The following is a 24242-nucleotide window of genomic DNA, read 5'->3' on the forward strand; positions in this document are numbered from 1 at the left end:
TCATTTGACGTATTTTTTTACTTCAGTTGTAAAACTTTTAACATTTCGATTTATTTCTTTTGTTTAAATCAACAAATTCGTATCGATTTTATCATTTTTTTCTCTGCTGGCAAATATAAATTAAAGCTTTAGACACAATTTTAGACATCGTATTTATTTCAAATTATATAATTTGATAATCAATACTTTACATATTGTTTTTATTTTATTGGATATCGTTAAATGATGCGTATATTTTAAATATTCAGTATAGTTACGTCTTGTTTTTTGAAATTCCGTTAATAAAGTTTATATATTTGTATAGTAAAATAAAAAAATGAACAACCCAATTATCATTATTGTCATTTCTATTATTATCGGCTACCGATGATGAGTATGGCTTGTGATAAGTAATGAAAAAATACAGACCATTCTCATCAAGGAATGGTTTTTTTATTTTCTAATCTGAACAAAATTAAAATAACTATAGAATGTATTATAATGACGACAGTGTTCTCTTCTTTGATGGGGAATATGTGAAAGCAAAAGATGCCAAAACCGATTTGTACAGTCAATCTTTACATTACGGATATTCGGTTTTTGAAGGAATTAAATCTTATAAAACAGCCAACGGAATAAAAATTTTCAAAGCAGAGGAACACTACGACAGGCTTCGTAAATCAGCCGAAAGTATGATGATGCCTTTTGACTATTCTACTAAAGATATGGTGGAAGCAACCTACAAACTTTTAGAGATTAATCGTCTAAGCAATGCTTATATTCGTCCGATTGTTATTTCTTCTCCGAATATGTCCCTTTCAAAAGGACAGAAAAGCTATCTGGTAATCGAAGTATGGAACTGGGATAATGGCTATCTCACCAACAAAATGAGAATCATGACTTCGTCTTTCCAGCGCCCGAATCCAAAAGCGTTCAAGGTTGAAGCAAAAGTGAGCGGTCATTATGTAAATTCCATTTTGGCTTGTCAGGAAGCAAAAGACAAAGGCTTTGATGAAGCCTTAGTCCTGGATGTAAATGAAAATGTTGCAGAAAGTTCCGGAGCTAATGTCTTCTTCGAACAAGATGGTAAGCTTTTCACACCGGCAAAAGGCAATATTCTCCCAGGAATTACCAGAGCAACCGTTTTTGAAATCTGTGATAATCTTGGAATCTCTTATGAAGAAAAATTCTTCAAACCAGAAGAAATGCAGGGCGCAGATGCCGGATTTTTCTGTGGAACCGCGGCCGAAATTGTAGCATTGGATTCTTTGGATAACATTCCTTTCAAACTGAATTGGGAAGACAGTTTATCATCAAAAGTTCAAACAGCGTATCGTCATTTGGTGCTGGAAGAAGATTATTTATACCTGAAATCCGAAAATTTAATCTTAGAAAAATAAATATGGAGTCCCGAAGGGACGACTTACTAAAGGATAGGATGAAATCCTATCAAAAAATATCACAGAAAAAATATGTGTAGTAATTTAAATAAATACTCCAAAACGCTTACCAAAGACCCGACACAGCCCGCAACGCAGGCTATGTTTTATGGGATTGGCTTTCAGAAAGAAGATTTCGACAAAGCACAGATTGGAATCGCAAGTATGGGCTACGACGGCAATACTTGCAATATGCACCTTAATGGACTTGCCGAGATTGTAAAAAAAGGAGTTAAAGACCAGAATTTGGTGGGATTAATGTTCCACACCATCGGGATCAGTGATGGAATGACCAACGGAACCGACGGAATGCGCTATTCTCTCATAAGCCGCGACATCATTGCAGATTCTATCGAAGCCGTCTGTGCAGGACAATATTATGACGGACTGATTACCGTTCCAGGCTGCGACAAAAATATGCCGGGTTCTCTGATGGCGATGGCTCGTCTCGACCGACCTTCGATAATGGTTTACGGCGGAAGTATTGCGCCGGGACATTACAAAGGTGAAGATTTGAACATTGTTTCAGCCTTCGAAGCGTTGGGAAATAAAATCGCAGGCAAAATTTCCGAGGAAGATTTTCAGGGAGTGATTCAGAATTCTTGTCCGAGCGCGGGTGCGTGTGGCGGAATGTACACAGCCAATACAATGGCTTCCGCAATCGAAGCGCTTGGAATGAGTTTGCCCTATTCTTCATCTTATCCGGCTCTCAGTCGTGAAAAAAAAGAAGAATGTCAGTTTGCCGGGCATTACATTAAAATTCTTTTAGAAAAAGACATTAAACCATCGGATATCATGACGCCAAAAGCTTTCGAAAATGCTTTGAGGCTGATTATGATTCTGGGTGGAAGTACCAATGCGGTTCTCCATTTTATAGCCATTGCAAAATCCATCGGCTACGATTTGACTTTAGATGATTTCCAGAGAATCAGCGACGAAACACCGTTTTTAGCCGACCTCAAACCAAGTGGTAAATATCAGATGGAAGACCTTCACAAAGTGGGCGGAGTTCCAGCGGTGATGAAATATCTGTTAGATTTAGGTTTGCTTCACGGTGATTGTTTGACGGTTACAGGAAAAACAATTGCGGAAAATCTGGAACACGTCACTTCTATTATCGACAGACAGCAGAATATCATTCACGATATCAAAAATCCAATCAAAGAAACCGGACATATCAGAATTATGTATGGAAATCTTGCGGAGAAAGGTTCTGTGGCTAAGATTACCGGGAAAGAAGGCGCTTATTTCAAAGGAACAGCGATTGTTTTTGATGGTGAAAAAGAATTCATCAAAGGCATAGAAGATAAAAAAATACAGGAAGGAAATGTAGTTGTTATTAAAAACGAAGGTCCAAAAGGCGCACCCGGAATGCCGGAAATGCTGAAACCGACTTCCGCTTTAATGGGCTCAGGTTTAGGAAAAAATGTTGCGTTGATTACAGACGGAAGGTTTTCCGGTGGAACACACGGTTTCGTGGTCGGTCATATCACACCGGAAGCCTTTGCCGGAGGTTTGATTGGTTTAATAAAAGATGGCGATGTAATTGAGTTAGATGCAGAAAAAAATACCATTAACGCATTGTTGTCAGACGAAGAAATTACCAAAAGAAAAGCTGAGTTCCAACAACCTGAATACAAAGTAAAAAGCGGTGTGTTGTATAAATACGCGAAATCTGTGGCAGATGCATCACAAGGTTGTGTAACTGATTTGTAATTAAAAAGTAAAATTGAAAAATAATATGAATACGCTTGAAATAAAGAAAAATAAAGATGCTGAAAAGCAGAAAGCGGTAGAAATATCCGGTTCAAAAGCCGTTTTAGAAGCCTTGTTACAGGAAAATGTAGACACAGTTTTCGGTTATCCAGGTGGCGCAATTATGCCAATTTATGACGCTTTGTACGATTATTCTGAAAAGCTGAAACATATTTTGGTTCGACACGAGCAGGGCGCAATCCATGCGGCCCAGGGATTTGCGAGAACTTCCGGAAAAACAGGCGTTGTATTTGCAACTAGTGGTCCGGGAGCAACTAATTTGGTAACGGGTTTAGCAGACGCAATGATAGATAGTAACCCGATTGTCTGTATTACAGGTCAGGTTTTTGCCTCGCTTTTGGGAACCGATGCTTTCCAGGAAACCGATGTCATCAATATCACAACCCCGGTTACCAAATGGAATTATCAGGTCACTGATGCAACGGAAATCCCGGAAGCAATTGCGAAAGCTTTTCATATTGCCAGTACAGGTCGTCCTGGTCCGGTTTTAATTGACATTACCAAAAATGCCCAGTTACAATTATTTGAGTATTCCGGTTATAAAAAATGTAATCATATCAGAAGTTATCGTCCGGAACCGGAAATCAGGAATGAATATATCGAGCAGGCCGCAGAACTCATTAATCAGGCAAAAAAACCTTTTGTTCTTTTCGGGCAAGGTATAATTTTAGGAAAAGCAGAAGAAGAATTCAAAGCTTTTATTGAGAAAATCAATCTTCCTGCTGCAGCGACTGTAATGGGATTGAGCGCACTTCCAACTAGCCACAAACTACACGTCGGAATGCTGGGAATGCACGGCAATTACGCACCAAATGTAATGACGAACGAATGCGATGTTTTGATTGCTGTCGGAATGCGTTTCGATGACAGGGTTACAGGTCGTTTGGATAAATATGCGAAACAGGCAAAAATTATTCATCTTGATATTGATCCGGCCGAAATTGATAAAAATGTGAAAACCACCATTCCGGTTTGGGGAAATTGTAAAAAGACACTTCCATTGTTAACGGCTCTTCTTAAGGAAAATGACCATTCAGAATGGTTGGAAAAATTCCGGGAATTGGAAAAAGAAGAAATCAAAGAAGTGATTACAGAAGAACTGAATCCTACGACTGATGTAATGAAAATGGGAGAAGTCATCAAAGTTCTTAATGAGCTGACAAATGGCGATGCCATTATCACAACCGATGTTGGGCAGCATCAGATGGTTGCTTGTCGATATGCTCAATTCAATAATTCTAAATCCAGCGTTACATCAGGAGGGTTGGGAACAATGGGGTTTGGTTTGCCGGCTGCGATTGGAGCCTGGTATGGCGCACCGGAAAAAACGGTGGTTGCGATCATTGGTGATGGTGGATTCCAAATGACATTACAGGAATTAGGAACAATAATGCAATTCGGAGCTAAAGTCAAAATTCTGATTCTCAATAATGAATTTCTCGGAATGGTAAGACAATGGCAACAGCTGTTCCACGACAGGCGTTACTCTTTTGTAAATATCACAAGCCCGGATTTTGTAGCCGTTGCAAAAGGTTATTACATCGACGGACAGAAAATCTCAGAAAGAAAAGATTTAAAATCGGCTTTAGAGACAATGCTCAAGCATGATGGTGCTTATCTGTTGGAAGTAATGGTTGGAAAAGAAAATAACGTTTTTCCGATGGTGGCCCAAGGAACTTCGGTTTCAGAAATTCGATTAAAATAATTTTAATTCAAAATTCAAAAGTTATAATTCAAAATTAATAATGAGTAATAAAATATTTGATATTAAAGAGAGAACATTTCAGTTTTCAAAACAAATCATTTTTCTTATACAAGAGATAGATTATGCACGCATAATAAAGAACAAAAGCTCAGATTTATAAATTTTGAATTTTTACTTATAACTTTTTACTTAAACATTTATGGAAAAACAAGAATTTACCATCACCTTATACACCGAAAATTCAGTCGGATTAATCGGCAGAATATCAGGAATTTTCTCACGGAGAAAAATTAATATCGAGAGTTTGAACACGTCACCTTCCGAAGTGGAAGGTATTCACAGGTTTACAATTCTTATTAATGAAACTGAAGAAGTTGTAAAAAAACTCTGCCGTCAATTAGAAAAACAAATTGATGTTCTGAAAGCCTATTTCAATACCGATGATGAGATTGTATGGCAGGAGCAGGCTCTTTATAAAGTTCCGGCAAATGTCGTGACAGAAAAAGTTTATGTAGAAAGATTACTCCGTCAGTACGGCGCTTCTACGGTGGTGATTCGTCAGGATTATATCGTTTTTGAAACAGCAGGACACCGTGAAGAAATTGACCGGTTGACTGAAGAACTTAATAAATATGGACTCATCGAATTTGTACGGGGAGCACGAATCGCAATTATTAAAAACAGTGCCGGAATCCATGAAAAAGTTCTCGAATTCGAAAGAAGAGAACCTTCCGCTGAAATAGTAGAAAACGAATATCTCAATAAACGGGAAGACGTTTTCACAATGTAATTATTAAATAATTCAAAATAGTTTTGAGCAAATATTCAAAATTCAAACAAAATCAATTATCAATAATCATTTATCAATTATAATATAATGGCAAATTATTTCAATACCTTATCACTCAGAGACCAGTTGCATCAGTTAGGACAGGCGGAATTTATGGATAGTTCAGAGTTTTCTGACGGTGTTTCTGCACTAAAAGGAAAGAAAATCGTAATTGTAGGTTGCGGCGCGCAGGGACTTAACCAGGGACTTAATCTCAGAGACAGCGGATTGGACGTTTCTTATGCATTACGTCAGAAGGCAATCGACCAAAAGAGAGATTCCTGGAAAAACGCAACCGAAAATAATTTCAGGGTCGGAACTTATGAAGAACTGATTCCCACTGCGGATTTGGTCATCAATTTAACGCCTGACAAGCAACACACTTCGGTAATCAATGCGGTTCAGCCTTTGATGAAAGAAGGGGCAACATTATCCTATTCTCACGGATTCAATATCGTGGAAGAAGGAATGCAGATCCGTAAAGATCTTACAGTGATTATGGTCGCTCCAAAGTGTCCGGGTTCTGAAGTTCGTGCCGAATATCTGCGTGGTTTTGGGGTGCCTACACTGATTGCTGTTCATCCCGAAAATGATCCTCAGGGAAAAGGCTGGACAGAAGCAAAGGCATATTGTGCTGGTACTGGCGGCCACAGGGCAGGTGTTTTGAAATCCTCTTTCGTGGCAGAAGTGAAGTCTGATTTGATGGGCGAACAGACGATTTTGTGTGGACTTTTGCAAACCGGTTCTATTCTTTCGTTTGATAAAATGGTGGAAAAAGGAATTGATGCAGGTTACGCTTCCAAACTGGTTCAATATGGGGTAGAGGTTATCACAGAGGCTTTGAAGCACGGCGGTGTAAGCGGAATGCTGGACAGACTTTCGAACCCTGCCAAACTGAAAGCTTTTGAACTTTCTGAGGAATTAAAAAATATTATGCGTCCGCTTTTTCAAAAACATCAGGATGATATTATCTCCGGCGAATTCTCCAAAACCATGATGGAAGACTGGGCAAACGGCGATGCCAACCTTTTAAAATGGCGTGCTGAAACAGGTGAAACGGCTTTTGAAAAAACGCCGGCAGGCGATATAAAAATTGCAGAACAGGAATATTTTGACAATTACCTTCTGATGTCAGCATTTATCAGAGCTGGAGTAGAGTTAGCCTTTGAAACGATGGTAGAAGCAGGCATCAAAGCAGAATCAGCTTATTATGAATCTCTTCACGAAACTCCGCTGATCGCAAACACCATCGCGAGAAAAAAGCTGTTTGAGATGAATCGTGTGATTTCCGATACCGCTGAATATGGCTGCTATCTTTTCGATCAGGCCTGTAAACCTTTGCTGGCAGATTTTATGAAAAAAGTGGATGTTGATGTAGCAGGTAAAAATTTTAATGAAGGAAAAGATGCTTCGGCTGATAATGCACAATTGGTTTATGTAAATGATATTTTGAGAAATCATCCTGTAGAAATTGTAGGTCATAAACTTCGTAAAGCTATGACAGCGATGAAATCTATCCGAAGGGATCAATAGAATAAAAATTAACCAATCTGTAAATATATATGTAGATGAACGAAACCCTAACATTCCCAAACTTAGAAGCAGTAAAAGAGGCTAGGAAAAATATTGAAGATGTTGTAAATTACACTCCTTTACAGTATAATCAAAGGCTGTCAGAAAAGTACGAAGCCCATATTTTTCTTAAAAGAGAAGATCTGCAACCGGTGAGATCTTATAAATTAAGAGGGGCTTATAATAAAATCAAAAGTCTTTTTGACCAGGGTGAAATTTCTGCCGGAATTGTCTGTGCCAGTGCCGGGAATCATGCTCAGGGAGTGGCTTTTTCGTGCAGACAGCTTCAGATAAAGGGAACGGTTTTTATGCCGGTAACAACCCCAAAACAAAAACTTGAGCAGGTGGAGATGTTTGGCGGAAACTTTATGGAAATCAGGCTGGTGGGAGACACATTTGATGCCTCAAAAAATGCTGCTCTTGACTTTGCGAAAGCTTTCGGAGCGGCTTTTATCCATCCTTTTGATGATGTTCAGATTATTGAAGGGCAGGGGACTCTGGCACTGGAAATTCTTGAGCAGCAGAAGGAAATGTTGGATTATATTTTTATGCCAATCGGTGGAGGAGGCTTGGCTTCCGGAATTGCCACGGTTTTTCAGGAATTATCAAAAGATACTCAATTGATCGGAGTAGAGCCGAAAGGTGCGCCTTCTATGAAAATTTCGATTGATAATAATCTTAATACGGAATTGCCTGAAGTCGATGGTTTTGTGGATGGTGCCGCAGTAAAAAGAGTAGGGGATTTGACTTTTGAGATTTGTAAGAATGCACTTAGCGGCTGTATTCCTGTAGATGAAGGCAGAGTCTGTGATACGATTCTTCAGTTGTACAATAAAGATGCGATAGTTTTGGAACCGGCAGGCGCTTTATCGATTTCAGCGCTGGAGCAATATAGGAATCAGATTAAAGGGAAAAATGTAGTTTGTATCGTTAGCGGCAGTAATAATGATATTACAAGGATGGAAGAAATTAAAGAGCGTGCTTTGCTTTACAATGGACTGAAGCACTATTTTATGGTAAAGTTTCCACAACGACCGGGTTCTTTAAAAGATTTTGTATTGAATGTACTGGGCCCTAATGATGATATCACTCATTTTGAATACACCAAGAAGAATTCCAGGGAAACTGCTTTAGCAATTGTCGGAATAGAATTACCAGACCCATCCGAATTTTCTGGTTTACAACAAAGGATGCAGGAATTGGGCTATTTTAAATCTTATCTTAATGACAATCCCGATATTTTGAATATGATGGTTTGAAAACAGTAAGGACAAACGTTTTGAATATTTTTGCCAATACCGTTTACTTTGCTTTGTAGTCATTTCAACCGGTGTTTGTAAGAAGAATTACCCGATGAAATGAAATTAGCACCGTGCTTCATCCCGAAAGGGTAGTAGTTGTTTTCTTCAAGAACTTCTGCGCTGCCATTTGAGTTTTTAAAGTAGATTAAACGAACTGAACTACGTTCGTAGCCTTCGTAAAAGCGTCTCTTTTACTCGTGTATCCAAATGGTCTGTATAGCTGTAAATATATTGATTATTTTAAGATTTTTATATTAACATAAAATAAAACAGATGATCTAAATGACCATCTGTTTTTAAATTTTCTCCGTTAATGTCTATCAGTTAATGATCTAATGTATTTTTCTATTAATTATTTGTTTATATCACACAAATTCTATTTGAATGTTATATATTGGCAATTGTCCATGAAATCCTTTACAGTAATAAAGTGTGTCATTTTCTATTTTTTTAATAAATATTTTTTCAAACTTTTCTTTTGAAATTTGATGACTCATATTATTTTTATTAATACGCAGTACTGAAAAAAAACTATCTTTTTGTTTTTTAGATATTTCAAAATATTTTATAAAATAATAGAAATCCTTTTTTTCCACGTAATTATCAATTATTATATTATCATCAATCTTAATTCCATCAATAGTTAGTTCTCCTATCCAGGGTCCTCCCATATTAATTATTTGATCAGCGTTTTTAAATTGTATATTTTCCATTTTCTTAAAATATTAAGGAACGAAGGGTACTCTTCCCGGTGCATGAAATTGAAGCCAAGTACCCAAAGCATTGCCTGGCTGTTGTCCTACAAGTCCTATCCTGATATATGTTCCTTTTGGAATGACTTGTGTGCTCCAGTTTCCCAATGTTGATTGAAATTCTGGAGTAATTTGTAACATATTTCTTCCAAACCATTCATATTTTGTTAAAGCTTTAGGAGCAATTGTGCTCCATTTAAAGGTTTCATATTTTAATGTATTTTCAGAGGCATATAAGCCTACTCTAAGATTAAATGGCAATTTAAATCCAATAGAGCCTCCCATAAATCCATCAGCAGTTGTAATTTTACTCAAAGCATTACCAATTCGTCCGGTAACTCCTGCTGCTCTCCAACCTGCGCTTATAAATTCTCCACCGGCAAAAGAAGCAGGAAGTTCTAAGAACAGGAATTTTTCAAACTCTGCAACTTCCATAGATGCTTTGGAGTTCATAATGTACTGAGCCATGTTACCACTATTCACATCATAGTTCCAGTTTCCTAATGCTCCTGTAATTCTACTGCTCAGTACAGCTTTGTTATAAGAAGATCCATTCCATTCAGATCCTTCCCCTTTCATAATTATTTCAGGGATGAGTATATCTAATGCTGTATTCAGACTTTGATAACTTCCGTCATAGCCTAGAGCGATGTGGCTGCCACTTTCAAAACCGTATCCGGTGTTTGTCCATGTGACCTCTCCTAAGCTAAGCATGGTGTTCATTAGGGCTGCACTGCTTATGCTACTTCCACCACCGCCGCCGCCGTTGCTTCCCTGCTTATTAAACTTAGCCAACGGGTTTTCCTCTCCTAAAAACTCCGAGTATGACCCAAAAGTAGCTGATCCGCCACCTAGCATATATCCCCAGGCTCCGCTCATTGAAATATTCCATTCCCAGGTATCGGGAGCCATGGCCTTTCTTCCGTCAGGGTCAATAAACATTACAGGGTTATTGTACGCATAATTATAAGGATTAAACCTTGTAGACGTTTCAGCCAATGGATCTATCACTCCCCATCTTGCGATATCACTCATGTACATTCTGGCTCCATAATCACTCCATCCGGTTTCTGTCTGGTACTCCTTGCCGTTATACTGGTATTTGTAGGACGAGTTACCCGATGAAATAAAATTGGCATCATGCTTCATCCCGAAAGGGTAGTAGTTGTTTTCTTCAAGAACTTCTACGCTGCCATTTGAGTTTTTAAAGTAGCTTAAACGCACTGAACTACGTTCGTAGCCTTCGTAAAAGCTTTTCTTTTACTTGTCTATCCAAATGGTCTGTATAGCTGTAAATATATAGATTATTTTAAGATTTTCGTATTAACATAAAATAAAACAGATGATCTAAATGACCATCTGCCTTTTATTATCTTCTTATTTAAGATTTTCTCCGTTAATGTCGATCAATAAAGACATCAAGATGTCTGCAAAATTACCATCTTACAAACCATTACCTTCTGTAAAATCTCTTTTCAATTTATTTTTAAAATCTTCAAAATTGGAATGAAAAAAATATGGAGGAGGTGTAGAAAAACGAAATATTAACTCATCCATAAAAAAAGCTACTCTTTCCCAACAATTATCTTGATATTCATCATAATTATATTTATGATGAATATTTTTGCTAAATTCCACAAAATCTTCTTCAATCAAATGATATTTATTTTTATACAAGTTTATATATTCAAATATTGAAAAGAAAAAATCTTTATATTGATCTAGAGTTAACTTACACAGATTCTCAGGATTGAATTCAATATACAATTTTTCTAAAATTTTTTTTATAATAATATTTCTTTCTTCCATATATCTAATTATTTTACAGGTTGCCAAGCTGGCGCGGTAATTTGAATTAATGCTCTAAATGCTCCTACAGTCATAGGAACTGCAGGTCGTATTTGTCCATAATTTGGAATATTAGAATTGGGAACAGGTAGTCCTACTAAACCATAAGATATTAAAGAGCTTGCTTGTATTCTAAAAAGTGTTCCTTTCCCTCCTGAAAAATCAGGAACATTAGGTGGTATAACATTACCATAGCCTGCAGTTACAGATAACCCATTCTCAAATACATTTGTTATTCTACTAGAGTTAGAAAGGTTATTAACATCCCTATCTCTTAAGCCTAGTTTATCTAAACCAGCTCCAACCATAGGTAGACCGTTTACATTTCTCATAATTCTATATAAATATAAATTTTGTTCAGGTTCATCCGCCGGCATATCGGTTGCTCCTGTAATAGGTATATCATACCCACGGGCATGAGAACTGTCACCATTTAACATAAGAGGTATTCCCCATTGTCCTGCTCTTGCAATTGCTCCTATAGTTACTGCAATTTGTTCCCATTTTAGAGCTGTTTCAAATGATCCTTCCAATGTTCCTACTTGTACAGGTGATACTCTTGTTATTGCTGCACCGGGCAAAAATGTTGAGATCTTTGCATCGCTTTTAGCCGTTCCAAAAAGTCGAGCAAAAAAGTTTGAAAGTATTTGTCCTAATTGGATTCCTGTGCTGCTTTTTGGAGTAGGTCCACTTCCACCACCGCCTCCACTTTGATCTTCTCGTCTTTTTTCTAACAGAACATTGAGTTCACCCATTCTGTCTTCCATTCCCAGGAAAGCTAAAATCCCTGCTCTGTTTCCTGGTCCGATATAGCTCATCATTCCATTATCATTGCTTCCTGCATAGGCACCCATTCCAATATCTTCACCTCCTGCTGCTTTTATTTTTCTACCATCGGGATCTATAAACATAATCGGATTATTTGCTGCATAGTTATAAGGTGTAAGTCTTCTATACTGCTCTGCTAAAGGGTCGATAACGCCCCATCTTCCGATATCAGCCATATACATCCTTGCCCCGTAATCGCTCCAGCCCGTTTCTTTTTGAAACTCTTTTCCGTTGTACTGATAGTTATAAGAAGAAGGATTTCCCGATGAAATAAAATTGGCATCATGCTTCATCCCGAAAGGATAGTAGTTGTTTTCTTCAATGATCTCTGTTCCCGAACCATTTTTGGTATAGTTTAAACGCACATTTCCCAAATGATCCGTGTAGCTGTAAATATACTTATTATTTTCAAAATTGTAATACCCTTCGGAAGTAGGTACAAATTTTAATACCGGATTCGATAAACTTCCGGAATATTTTGTTTCATACTGAAACCCGTCAAGATAATCTGTAGTGGTACTTGCCTGTGTATTAGCTTTTCCCAAGCCATAGGTATAGACTTTTTTCAGTTTTGTGCCGTCTGCCCTGTATAGATATTTTGTGTTTACATTTATGCCGTCTTCATCTCTTGGGACATAAGTCTGGTCAAACTTCACCAGATCCGGTAAATTAAGGATGTTGTAGTCGATCTGCAGAATTCCCTTGTCTTTATGATCCTTCATATTGCCATTGTCGTCATACAAAATTTCCATTGCAGAAGTATCAGGATATCCTGCATAATTTCCGGATTCGTCTTTTACGGAAATCAGTTGGTTTCCTGCATACGTGTAAGCAAGATTGTCGATGAGTTCCGCTGTTTCAGAAAAGCCTTTTGCATTCCTTTGCATCGAGATGATATTGGAGTTGATATCATAGCTCACCGTTTCGTTATAAAGATTATTGTTGGGAACAGAAACTTCCGGCTCAGAATAGATGCCTTTTATGAGCCTGTTCAGGGCATCATACTGATAATTGTATCTTTTTTTGACGTTATCTGCAGCTGTTTTCCAGGTTACTTCAGCAATGTTTCCGTTATATTTTCCGGTAGAAGCCGATGTATTTTCCGGATTAAAATATTTAATCTCATATCCAAAAAGTTTTGCTCCCAGATCTGCCGGATCATTAACTTTAATTAATGATCCATGAACATTATAAGTATAATCAATACTTTGAAGACTATTTCCTACCTTTTTATTAGAAAGCTGAGAAAGTTCGTTGTACGAATTTTCAGATAACAATTCTTGAGGACTGCTGTCTACCTGATGCCACTGTTTTTTTAATCTGTTTTGGCTGTCGTATTCAAAAGTCTGTATAATGATATGTTCTGTATCTGAGTTTAATCTTTTATGATAAGCCTTTGTTTGTTTTACTACGCCTGCAAAATCCAGATCAGACTCCGTTTTCGTGTACCCTCCCAAATGATTGATGGAATAAGTAGAAATGGGTCTTGCTTTTTCGTCATAGAAAATATAGCTTTTCGTCCAGTTATCATCTTCAATATTTTTTACAAGGCTCATGGTAGGCAAAGCTTTTGTGTTGATTGAAGCATTCTGCGCATCTGTAATCACAGGTTTTCCGAAAACTGATGTCGGAAAACCGGGATTGAAATCATAGGCTGGATATGTGTCATAATAATTAACACTTAATACCGTAATATTTTCTGAAGGAAATGCGTTTTGAGTGTAAAATATGTTCTCCATTCCATTTGCAGAAAACGAATCTGAAGTTCTGGCTTCATTGTTTTCAGGATTTACAGAAATGCTGTTAACATTGGTTTGTAATTCAGCCCTGTTGTTTGACGAATTATAAAAGCCTGTGTAAACCACTCTTCCATATTTATCATATTTGGTAAACATCCACCTTGGAGGCAAGAGTGTATTGGTATTATTTCTCATGTTGGCATCCTGAGTCATGATAAGCCTGTCTTGTTGGTCGTATATAAAATATTCCCATCCTTTTCCCGGAATTTTCTTTTCTACCAGTTTTCCCATTTCATCATAACGGTACTGGTAGCAGAGGCTGTCCAGGGTGGTCTGATCCAATGTGGTATTCACAGCCAATGGCGGGATCACATAGGCAAGCTGACCGTATTCGTTGTACAGGTAATAAGTATCAACATTCTGTAAACCGTCATTTTTCCTTACCAGGATGGTTTGTCCCTGGCCGTTTTGGAATTCTGTGGTGGTATTTCCATCGGGATCCATTACGGAAGATTTCATCAGCTGATTGGCTGGGTAGGGTGCTGAAACTAAGATCTGGGAGTCGGTTCTTTTGTCTACCCAGCCAGTGATAATGTCGTATTTTTTTACTTCACCGGCGATGTTGGTATCATACCCCAGGTTAACGGGTTTCTGCGTCCATGCATTTCCTAAGGACACCACTTGTTTTACCCGGTAGGTATAGACATTGTCATAGATCTTTTCGGAGTAGATCCTTTCGGTTCCGTATGCTGCTGGAACTCCGTCAAAAGGAGCATCGTAAAAAGCTCCGCCCGATGTCCCCGCCTGGGGTATCGGAAGGTAATCTTTCACCTGTTTCCCTACACTATTATATTCCACCGGGGTTACCATATCTCTTCCGAGAGGGGTAGCTTTGATGGCTACGGACTGCACAGGCCTTCCCAGGCCGTCAAAATACTGCACTATTTCTGCCTTTTTCACACAGTCTGCATCCAGGCAGGTCTTGGTGTAGATATAGTTCTTATCCGCACTTAAATTGGTCTGCGCGAAAGCAGCTACGGAAAAAAAAAGGCAGAAAAGTGAAAAATGAAGAGTGAAGAGTGAAAAATATTTTTGTCCTCTTTCTTTTTCATTTTTAGTTCTTAATTTGTCATTATCCATGTTTGTTTAGTTTTTTTTGAGGTTTTAATACTGTTCACAAGCATACTGATAAGATCATTGCTTTGATCCGAATGTGTTTTGAAGCTCGCCGCATCCGTATAACCCGTGCGGTGTAAAAGTTCCAGCCAATAATAAGACTCATTGCATTCCTTCAACGCAATGTATAGTTTACTGATAAAATCACGTCTGCTTTGTGCAAATTCGGCTTCTCTTATCATGGCTTCCACGGCCATTCCGATTCGAAGAAGCTGCTTAGACATGACAAATTTGTTATTAACCAATTTCTTATTCAGCTCAACAATATTTATTCTGAAAGTAAAGCTCTTCTCTTTAAGCACATTCTTATGCTCATTTTTCATTTTTAATTCTCCATCATTCATTCCTTCTAGTTTTTATAGTTGTATTTGTATTCCTGTAAAGTTTTTCCGGCTGCGTCTGTTATCTTAATCAGCCTGTTGGCAGTATCATATACATTTACCGTTCTTATTCCATTGGCTGAAATAGAATTGGTAACGCCAATCATCGGGTCATAGGTGGTTACTGTAATAGTATAATTCTGCAATGCCGGATCTTTTCTAAGGTTTTCCAAAGCAGTTAACAACTGAGTTTCCATTGCCGGATTATCATGATCTGCATTGGATGCTGCAATAGCCCCGTTAACTGAAGCCAGTGACGAAACTTGAGCATACGATGCCCCCGAAATTACGGCAATCGGTTTTGTTTGATAATATCCCCAGATTGTTGTGGTGGGAATTCCATTCTTGGAAGTACTCTGTAGCAAATTTCCTTTAGAATCATAAATATCCAGTGTTGTAGCAGTAACAGGAGTCTGGGTCTGCATCCCGTACGAAATAACTGAGGTAGGATAAATATGAGATACATCATCGAATTTCGTTTCTACTTTTCCGACCAGTTTTCCGTTTCTTTTGGTTGTTGATTCCAAAAGAACATCTACCATATTGGCTGTTAAAAGTTTTTGATTTTCTTTATCTGAAGGATAAAGCAACGTTTTCTCGAAAACAGTTCCGTCTGCTGTTGTTTCTTTTGAAAAGGTCATATGTCCATAGGTATCGTCGAAATTACTTTCAGAACTTGTGACAAGCTTTTTAGATGTTCCGTTAATATAAGTTTCTGTTTTGGTAACCTGTTTAGAAATATTCATCTTTTTTACAGGATTTCCATTATAAGATAAATTTGGTAAAGGAACTTCTTTAAATACATAACTTATTTCAGATTTTTGCAAAAGTTGATTATTAGAGCTATAGTCTTCTTTTCTTTGTAATAATCCTGATGAAATCAAGTAATTGCTCATATTTCTATCGTCTAAAAACGGAAAAGTAGAATTCCCTATCGAAACTATATCAGTCGATGGTTTATAATAGTATTTAGAGTAGCTTCCATCAATCATATTGGTCACTTTAATATTGCTATAGCCAATAGGTTCATTTGGCCTTGGAGAGTAATCTGTATATAATATTTTTTCTGAATAATCCAAATTTTCACCACTCGATAATAAAGAATCGGTAAATGAATCGTAATTATATTGAGTATAACTCACAGGAGTCGTAGAACCAGGATTGAAGTTTTTCATGCTTTTCAATCTCAATCCGTATCCATAATCATTCTTATCTCTTTTTTGTTGTTTGGTCGCATATATTTCTACGGTACCATACCCCTTTTTTAATCCTGTAAATTTAATATTAATGGTTCCTTGTGCTACAAATCTTTTGATGCCATTGGTGCATTCTTGCTCGTTGTTCAAGGGATTTAAAAACGGATTTCCTGACTGATTGTTGATCGTATATTTAATTTCGTTGGAGCTTCCCGGATTTCCCGGAGGTGCCGGATGGAGGGTATAGTTATATTTTACAAATAAATCACTCTGATATCCGGTCGGTAAATTAACTGTATATTGGCTGGAGATATTTGTATCAAAATTTAAGGTATAAATTTTATCAAAATCATAATTGTCATAATAGCAATTGGCTCCTACGCAAGTCGCATAGGGATTGGATGGAACTGAATGAGACTCAAATTCGTATTCCGTTACTCCTCCAGAAGGAAGAATGATTCTTTGTAATGCTCCGTTACTTACTGAGTTTCGGTCGGTATGAAAAGGAGTGCGTAATTCTCCTTCATCAATATTACAGGGTTCAAAATGACAAGGATATCCATAACCATCATTGTACATATTATTTTGAGAAATGTCTTCATTTTTATATTCAAATGAAAATTTCTGAATGGTTATATTATATTTATCCTGGTTGATAAGTTCTTTTAGATTGCCTGTACGAGTAAATGCGTATTGATCAATAATCTGATTTTGTGTGTTTTTAAGAATCAGTTTATTTAGCGTATACCAATCATTATTTCCCGAATTATTAAGATTTATAGGATTAGGATTACCGGCATATATGTACTCAATGCTACCAATACCGTTTACATGTATTTTACCTATTTTTTGATTTTGTAGAACTCCATTTGGTTGGGTAATGTTCTGAGTTGTTGTAGTATATTCCACTGAAGCGACCACTTCATTTTTTACATTTAAAATTTTAGATAAATAAAATGCACTGTTTATAAATTTGGTATGCTGAGCTATTTGCACTGCACTGCTTCCCAAAGGATCATCTCCAATATAGATTTTATTAATATTTATCTTATCAAATACATAGTGGTTTCCTTTTGTATCCACAATGGTAAATGATTTTACTTTACCTGGTTTTGTATCATCTTTGATAATGAAAATTTTATCATTAGAAGGAGAGACATGAACGCCTAAAAGATCATGATGTACAGTATCCATTCCGATATAAAATTTCCCGCTTCCACCCGGATAACTATAGTAATAAACATCCGAAAAGGCTTCTTCCGAACCTACTGTATAATAATCATTTTCGAATCTTGTTTTACTTCTGACAATACTTCCTATATTAGAAAGATTCCAACCTTTTCCTATATCACTGATAAGGCTAAATGCAGAAGCACTTTCAGAAGTATAGCTTAAAGATATGATAATATTGACACCTGTTGTAGGAACTCCTACATTAAATAATGGAAAAGAAATGTTGGGAATTCCCTGAAACATATTAGCATCACCATTGGTAACGTAATCATATTTTGAAAGTCCTACTTTATCTTGTCCTGAAATATTGATGCTTGCTACAAAAGCAGTCAATAATAAAGAGCTTACTATTACTTTTTTCATTATTGTAATTTTATTTCTTAATTAATTTAGCACTCGCCGTTTTATTATCATTAGTTTTCACGCTCACCAGATACGCCCCCTGCACCAAAGCCTGCGTATTAATCTTCGTCACTTTATTCTTCGTTTTCACACTCTGCAGCTGCCTTCCACCCATATCATACATCGTAATTTCCGCCTCAAAAGGCTCCCCTCCCTTGGAGGGGTTGGGGGAGGATATCAACCCTAACTCCACATACGCATAATCACTCACCGGGTTCGGATAAATCTTAATATCCTGTTTCTCAATTAGCTGATCAATCTGCTTATCGCCCAACTTCACAATCTTCCAGTTCTCTTTTCCCAGTTCCTCAGCACTCGTTCCCGCCAATACAATTGATCCGTCTCTGTTCAGCTTAATATCCGAAAGTCTCTCTTCTCTTTGTCTCTTGTCTCCAGCAACGTGTTTTCTCCACTGCTCATTACCGTTCTGATCCAGGTACAGCATCCAAAACGTCTCATCATCTGCTTCAATTCGTCCTTCCGCCTGCGTGTATCCTCCGAGCAAAATGCCTTTGGTCAGGTTGCCGGATCCCCCTCCTTTGGAGGGGTTAGGGGAGGATATCACACTCATCCCCATCAACACATCTCTGTTTTTAAAGTTGTAAGACTTCTGCCAGATCTCTTCGCCTCTTTCATCGATGGATATCAACCACAGATCCGTTCCTTCTTCGATGCCGACGGTTTTATTTCCTGATCTTTCCGATCTTGATTCTCCACCGATTAAATAGCCTGTAGAAGTCAACGCCAGCGTTCTCAAATGATCGTCTCCTTTACCTCCGAAATTCTTTTCCCATTCCACCTTTCCGTCTTTATTCAGCTTGATGATCCAGTAATCACCCTCCCCGTAGTTGTTGGTGGTTTTTGGTTGATAGTTGATGGTTTTACCACTTCCGGCTTCCTGCTTCAAGCTTCCAGCCTTTACCTCAGAACTTCTCGAATATACGCCCAGTAACGCTCCGCCGTCTTTCGTCGGAATCATCTTTTCCACCTCATCCAAGCCTTTTCCTCCCAACACCAGTTGTGATAATTCCTTTCCGTTTTTATCCAGCCGGACTACCAGAACATCTTTCGATCCGTAACCTCTCGTTCCCTGAGCGGAGTCGAAGGGAAGAGAGCCGAAGGCAACATTCCCCGCCACAAAAAATCCCATATCCGTCGTCTGAATTACCGCTTTGGCTTCTTCATCCGAAGTGCTGCCAATCGTCTTTTGCCACAATTCATCCCCAAATTCATTGATTCTAATGAGCCAGATATCAGATCCTCCTTTGGAATCCTCCTTTTTATCCAAACCTTTTGCGCTGAATGAGGTTCCGGCTAATAAAAACCCTCCTTCCTGCGTATTCACCGTAGCGGAGAGAAAATCATGATTCTGTCCCGAGAAATATTTTTCCCAAACCTCTTCACCCTGCTGGTTTAACTTAATCAAATGATAGTCGTAGCCGTTATTTTGGTTGATGGTTGACGGTTGTTTGTTGTTGGACTGGATAGTGCTTCCGGTTATCAGATATTGTCCGTCGATGGTTGTGGTAATCTGGCTTAAAAAATCCTGCGTGGAAGATTTAATGTCTTTCTGCCAGATTACTTCCTGGGCAGAAACGCTCAGAATGGCGCATAATGCCAATGCGCTGGAATAGAGTCTTTTCATACGTAGTGTTGAATGATTATTGTTGTAATTATTTTGGCGAAAATAGAAAGGTTTTATCTTAAGAAAATAAGGAAAACCACATCTTTAAAAGATGTCTGTATTCATATTGAGGAATTGCCTGAAAAGGAATTATGGTCATGGTTTAATTTTTTTAAATGTTCAGAGGTAAAGATCAGATTCAATCTTGGCAAAACTACTCCTCAAAGACGACAAACCGTGTCGTATAATTTTCAGAGATCCGTTTTTTTTCAAAATGAAACGTTTTTCTCTACATCTGCCGCGAAATTAGGAAAAAAAATCAAAAAACAATGATACATTGTTAAAAATTAATATTATCAAAAAAAACAGTAAAAAAATGATCGTGAATAATATTTCCAATATAAAACATTACGGTTATTTTTATTATGAATACAAGGATTTTTAACGAAAATAAATCTGGCATAAAAAGGAACAGGTTAAATTTAAAAAACGCATTTTTTTTCTGTCATTCCATCCATAACGAGCATCAGATAATAAAAATATCTCCCGTACGTTTGAGTTAAAAAAAGACAAAATTTATTTTATAACCAACTAAGCGCAATATGAAAAAAAAATCAAACGCTCCGATGAACGAGGAGCAGCTCCTGAGGGCTATTTTCGACATTTTCTCAGAAATCCTGTTTCACCTTCAGAAATCCGGCACCCATGAATCGCCGTACTACGACAATGCGGATCTCAAAAGAATACTGAACATCAGTGACAGCACGTTGCTGCGAATCAGGCGATCAGAGGAAATTCCGCATATCAGGATCGGACGGAAGATATTTTATCCCAAATGGGTTATTGATGCTCAATTCAGAAATGCTTTCAGAAAATGAAAGCATTTTTTTATATCTTTCAACAATAAGTCTTTGAACTTTTTACATAACCGCAAACAGAAGGTTCGGCGTAGTCAATTTCAGTTAATTAAACTCTGCTTTAATTAAGAAATCAATACATTTATTTTTATTAAGTATCTTAAGTTTAGATGCTTAATTTCTTAATGTTAGAAATAAATTGCACACTTAAACAGGTTCTAAGAATGCTTTCAGAAAATGAAAGCATTTTTTATGCCTGTTAGCGAAATTCTAAAAAAATATCCGTCAAAACCCGTCATTTTTTCCCAGAATCCTTCGAGCGTTCTTCGGAAGCTCTTCAGAAAAAGTACCGTTTTTCCGAAGCCGACCCGAAGGTGATCCGAAGAAGACCCGAAGAAAGTACCCCGGAATCCCGTCAAATCCCGTCAAAACGCGTCAAATCACGTCACAGTTTTCACAGGTGCTTGAAAATGGAAAATTCCGTTCTATCTTCGTTTTGTTAATTTTAAAAATGCAAAGAAATGGCAAGAATAACCAAAGGAATCTTGGGAGGATTTTCAGGAAAAGTAGGAACAATCGTAGGGGCCAACTGGCGCGGACAGGACATCATCAGGAGCATTCCTAAACCAAGCAACAGGCCGCCGAGTGAGAAGCAGCAGCTTCAGCAGGAGAAATTTAAAACAGTCATCGCCTTTCTCCAGCCGCTCAAAAGTATTCAGACGAAGTATTTCGGATCGGGGAGCGGTTCAAAATCCAGGGTGAATATGGCGGTATCCTACACCATTAGTGAGGCGATACAGATGACAGGCGATGTTCCCGAATTGATGTACAATAAGGTGTTGATTACCAAAGGAGATCTTACCGGTTTTCAGAATGTGGCAGCAGTTCCGCAAACGGGAAATATCATCCGGCTGAGCTGGGAGAATAATTCCACGCAGGGGAACGCTTCCGAAACCGACCAGGTCAATGTGATCTGCTATTGCGAAGAGCTTGACCGCTTTGAAATCTTCGAATCCGTAGCGATCCGCGCCGATCTGACGAAAGATGTAATACTTCCCGCAGCGTACATGGGAAAAGAGGTTCAGGTCTGGAGCTACCTTCATAATGAAAAGGGAACCTCAGCCTCCAACAGCGCCCACCTCGGTACCCACACCATGATTTGATGTTATGTAATCTCCACCATATCGGTGGAGATTTTTTGTAACCGGTGGCTTCGACTCCGCTCAGCCACCAAGCGACTCTGTTTAGCCAACATTGACCGGAGGTCTTCAACTTCCTCCGTTAAGGCAACCTCAAAAGTCCGGTGATAAAATAGTAAGTAAAATCTCCTCTTCCAGAGGAATGACAAATTCTTTGAATTTTTAGCGGGGTGATTTAAACAAGATTCCGACAGTGGTGGTTGAGCGTAACCAATTGGTGGCTGAGCGCTGAGTCGGTTGGTGGCTGAGCGGAGTCGCTTGGTGGCTGAGCGGAGTCGAAGCCACCTTTGAGGATATTAAGTTGTATTAAAGTGATGCCTGAGGCTCTCGAAGGCGGAGCAACCCATAATATTCCAAAAAGTTTTTATCTTTAAATTTTAAAATAATACAAATGATGAAAGGATGGATGTATATTCTCCTCTGTGCCGACGGCAGTTACTACACCGGAAGTACCAATAATCTCGAACGCAGAATTGCCCAGCACCAAATAGGCGAAGGAGCCAATCACACGAAAAAACGGCTTCCTGTAAAACTCATCTATTATGAAGAATATCCCCGTATCGATCTTGCTTTCTACCGTGAAAAACAGGTACAGGGCTGGAGCCGGAAAAAGAAGGAAGCGTTGATAAATGGCTGGGATGAAGCCCTTAAAAAAGCAGCAGAATGTATAAATGAAACGCATTCGCGGTTTTTAAAAAAAGAGCCTTAGGTGACTGCTTGCGGGTGATGTGGCTTCGACTCCGCTCAGCCACCAAGCGACTCTGTCTAGTTACCAATCGGCTCTGTTTAGCCACCTGGGTTGTTTAAACAGTGTATCTTTGATTGATAAAGTCATTATATATGACAATGGTTTCCTAACTGTTTTGAATTATTAGGTTAGGTTCTTTAAAAGGCATATGATTATTGGTGGCTGAGCGGAGTCGAAGCCACCAAACCACCTGCCCCAGCAGCGCTGCAACAGGTGGTTTTTATATGAAATCAAATATCTTTTGTTTTTTATTCCTCCATTATAGGTTTCATGGCGCTTAAAGCACGGGACGAAATCCAGCTGATGATCTGCACGATGATTCTTGCAATCATTTCATCTCTGGTGATTTTGGATACTCCCGGTACCAGCCTGTCTAACGTCGTTTTAGGTAAAGGCTGCGGAAGGATAAGTCCGGTAACAGCAGGGGTTGAACCATTGGCCGGAATCCCGGAGTAAATTTCAACATGCTGGATGAAAAGCTGCTCTACATAATCCTGCATGGACTGCGGAGGAACGTTGATGGTAGAAGTTCCACTAGAATGCTGAAGTTTTCCCGGTAACGAGGCATTTTGAACTCTGGTATAAGGTGCCCCTGATTTTGAAGCATCATAAAGAGCAAAAGTTTGAAGAGCATTTAAAGCAAAGGCCGTCCACCGATCCGGAGAATGTCCGTACAGGTTGGCAACCATCTGCAGGTCTTGCTTCTGCCATGCATGAGGTACGACATCAAGATCATTCCAGTGCATGGTGTTCCAGCTTTGATATGGGAGAGACTGTGGCTCCCAACCGGATGGCAATGCCGGAAATGTCTGATTGAAAAGATTGGCGAAATTAACTTCTCCCGGTGTTGGCCCGGCGGTAGGATAGACCAGGGTAAGAGCGAAAGCATTCAGCGTTTTCTGCTCTTTCAGGTAAAGCGCAAGGGTAGGAGATAAGGCTCCGGCAAGGCTGTGACCGCAGAAAATGATTGCGGTATTGGGATCAGGTTTCAGGCTGCCCAGGAAGTGTTCGAGGGACGTGCCCGGTGCGGCGGCTGTTCCCGGTGCGATGAGTCCCATAAGGTTGCTGATTCCTGTCGCAGTCCCTTTGGAAATAAACGGTACATTGTTTTGATAAGGCTCCGGCGTGAAGCTTGACGGATTATAAGTCGTCCAGTTCACGACTTCGGAAACGGCAAAGTCTTCTGATTCCCAATCGTACAGTGAATCTGGGTTGGTGGCAGCAATGGCTACAACATAAGCAGGCATCACGGGTCCTCCCGGAAATGCTACGGTATCACACTGCGCTACAAATACGGTGTTGTCGGCAACGCCATCCTGATTCATTTCCACTAAAGCCGGTCCCCAGACCAGGTTCCAGTTTCCCAATACCGGTGTCACGGAAGGATCGGCGGTTGAAGATTGGGTCTGCCCCATCACCGCCACTGGCGGAACATTATTCAGATAGAAAGAAAGGTCATACTGCAGCTGTTCCTGCAATTCACTGGCAGTACCTTTGTAGCCGCCGGCGCGGCCTACGAGGCAGGCCATTCCGAATACCTGCTGATAAGCATCTAAACTTGGATTGTTCATGGTGTGTTATAGTTATTGGTTGTTGGCGTGTTTTTGCAGGAAAAGTGCTGATTGTTTGTCTCTTCAAAAACAAAGTAAAGTTCGGGAT

Annotated in this window: 17 protein-coding genes; 9 read left to right on the plus strand and 8 right to left on the minus strand. The window is 38.8% G+C overall.

Going from position 1 to position 24242, the window contains the following annotated elements; all coding sequences use genetic code 11:
• Nucleotides 1-470 precede the first annotated feature (470 nt).
• From ilvE to ilvA, 6 genes are all read left to right on the plus strand, one after another.
• The gene (gene ilvE, locus BLR30_RS04350) at nt 471-1379 is read left to right on the plus strand and encodes a branched-chain-amino-acid transaminase (RefSeq protein ID WP_089855326.1); all 909 of its coding nucleotides are present in this window, start codon (nt 471-473) and stop codon (nt 1377-1379) included.
• Nucleotides 1380-1451: 72 nt separating this feature from the next.
• Nucleotides 1452-3134 (plus strand): dihydroxy-acid dehydratase, encoded by a 1683-nt coding sequence (ilvD, locus tag BLR30_RS04355; RefSeq protein WP_089855330.1) that lies wholly within the window; start codon nt 1452-1454, stop codon nt 3132-3134.
• A 25-nt stretch (nt 3135-3159) separates the two neighbouring features.
• Entirely contained in the window at nt 3160-4899 is a 1740-nt protein-coding gene (ilvB, locus tag BLR30_RS04360) for a biosynthetic-type acetolactate synthase large subunit (RefSeq protein ID WP_089855333.1), read from the plus strand.
• A 199-nt stretch (nt 4900-5098) separates the two neighbouring features.
• Entirely contained in the window at nt 5099-5689 is a 591-nt protein-coding gene (gene ilvN / locus BLR30_RS04365; RefSeq protein WP_089855336.1) for an acetolactate synthase small subunit, read from the plus strand.
• 87 nt (nt 5690-5776) lie between these two features.
• Nucleotides 5777-7261 (plus strand): ketol-acid reductoisomerase, encoded by a 1485-nt coding sequence (gene ilvC, locus BLR30_RS04370; protein ID WP_089855338.1) that lies wholly within the window; start codon nt 5777-5779, stop codon nt 7259-7261.
• Nucleotides 7262-7296: 35 nt separating this feature from the next.
• Complete coding sequence (gene ilvA / locus BLR30_RS04375) at nt 7297-8559, plus strand: threonine ammonia-lyase IlvA (RefSeq protein WP_089855341.1); 1263 nt, start codon at nt 7297-7299, stop codon at nt 8557-8559.
• Nucleotides 8560-8966: 407 nt separating this feature from the next.
• Here ilvA and BLR30_RS04380 read toward each other — a convergent pair whose 3' ends face one another.
• From BLR30_RS04380 to BLR30_RS04410, 7 genes are all read right to left on the minus strand, one after another.
• Nucleotides 8967-9314 (minus strand): hypothetical protein, encoded by a 348-nt coding sequence (locus BLR30_RS04380; protein WP_089855344.1) that lies wholly within the window; start codon nt 9312-9314, stop codon nt 8967-8969.
• A gap of 12 nt (nt 9315-9326) precedes the next feature.
• A complete protein-coding gene (locus BLR30_RS18020) occupies nt 9327-10577 on the minus strand; it encodes an RHS repeat domain-containing protein (RefSeq protein ID WP_317041385.1) in 1251 nt (416 codons plus the stop codon).
• Nucleotides 10578-10796: 219 nt separating this feature from the next.
• Entirely contained in the window at nt 10797-11162 is a 366-nt protein-coding gene (locus BLR30_RS04390; RefSeq protein ID WP_089855348.1) for a hypothetical protein, read from the minus strand.
• An 8-nt stretch (nt 11163-11170) separates the two neighbouring features.
• Nucleotides 11171-14908, minus strand: a complete 3738-nt coding sequence (locus tag BLR30_RS04395; RefSeq protein ID WP_089855351.1) for an RHS repeat domain-containing protein — start codon at nt 14906-14908, stop codon at nt 11171-11173.
• Nucleotides 14890-15288, minus strand: a complete 399-nt coding sequence (locus BLR30_RS04400) for a four helix bundle protein (RefSeq protein WP_228400707.1) — start codon at nt 15286-15288, stop codon at nt 14890-14892. The genes BLR30_RS04395 and BLR30_RS04400 overlap by 19 nt, the downstream gene beginning before the upstream one ends.
• Nucleotides 15289-15293: 5 nt before the next feature.
• Complete coding sequence (locus BLR30_RS04405; protein WP_089855354.1) at nt 15294-18116, minus strand: RHS repeat protein; 2823 nt, start codon at nt 18114-18116, stop codon at nt 15294-15296.
• 10 nt (nt 18117-18126) lie between these two features.
• Nucleotides 18127-19800, minus strand: a complete 1674-nt coding sequence (locus tag BLR30_RS04410) for a T9SS type A sorting domain-containing protein (protein WP_089855358.1) — start codon at nt 19798-19800, stop codon at nt 18127-18129.
• A gap of 581 nt (nt 19801-20381) precedes the next feature.
• Between BLR30_RS04410 and BLR30_RS04420 the strand changes: the two genes are divergently transcribed.
• The 3 genes from BLR30_RS04420 (at nt 20382) to BLR30_RS04435 (ending at nt 22544) form a co-directional block, all read left to right on the plus strand.
• Nucleotides 20382-20657, plus strand: coding sequence for a helix-turn-helix domain-containing protein (locus tag BLR30_RS04420; protein WP_228400708.1), 276 nt, complete (start codon nt 20382-20384; stop codon nt 20655-20657).
• 500 nt (nt 20658-21157) lie between these two features.
• Nucleotides 21158-21799, plus strand: a complete 642-nt coding sequence (locus BLR30_RS04430) for a DUF6266 family protein (RefSeq protein ID WP_089855367.1) — start codon at nt 21158-21160, stop codon at nt 21797-21799.
• A gap of 427 nt (nt 21800-22226) precedes the next feature.
• Entirely contained in the window at nt 22227-22544 is a 318-nt protein-coding gene (locus tag BLR30_RS04435; protein ID WP_228400709.1) for a GIY-YIG nuclease family protein, read from the plus strand.
• 287 nt (nt 22545-22831) lie between these two features.
• Here BLR30_RS04435 and BLR30_RS04440 read toward each other — a convergent pair whose 3' ends face one another.
• Nucleotides 22832-24154, minus strand: a complete 1323-nt coding sequence (locus BLR30_RS04440) for a lipase family protein (RefSeq protein WP_089855373.1) — start codon at nt 24152-24154, stop codon at nt 22832-22834.
• Nucleotides 24155-24242: the final 88 nt, after the last annotated feature.

Origin of the sequence: Chryseobacterium taeanense (assembly GCF_900099685.1) — a bacterium.
GTDB classification, from domain to species: Bacteria; Bacteroidota; Bacteroidia; order Flavobacteriales; family Weeksellaceae; genus Chryseobacterium; species Chryseobacterium taeanense.